The organism is Alkalibacterium sp. m-11 (assembly GCF_054658155.1).
In genome coordinates this window covers 1-269 of sequence record NZ_BAAGIR010000469.1, presented here as the reverse complement: position 1 = coordinate 269, position 269 = coordinate 1, and the positions used below count along the sequence as shown (strand labels likewise).

1 tRNA gene and 1 rRNA gene are annotated in these 269 nt (G+C 50.9%); both read right to left on the bottom strand.

The window, feature by feature from the left end:
• Positions 1 to 53 precede the first annotated feature (53 nt).
• A tRNA-Val gene (locus tag ACYQ2O_RS13220) sits at positions 54 to 126 on the bottom strand.
• Between the two features lie 28 nt (positions 127 to 154).
• Positions 155 to 269, bottom strand: a 5S ribosomal RNA gene (gene rrf, locus ACYQ2O_RS13215).

Below are 269 nucleotides of genomic sequence, written 5' to 3'. Positions count from 1 at the left end.
CACTGATTAAAAGTCAGTTGCTCTACCAACTGAGCTAACGGCTCATGGATCTATGGAGGTTAACGGGCTCGAACCGCTGACCCTCTGCTTGTAAGGCAGATGCTCTCCCAACTGAGCTAAACCTCCAAATATCTCTGAAAATAAAAAAAGAGCTGCACGGCAACGTCCTGCTTTCACAAAGGGAAACCCTTCACTATCCTCGGCGCTGGGAAGCTTAACGGCTGTGTTCGGAATGGGAACAGGTGGATCCTTCCCGCCATCGTCACCGC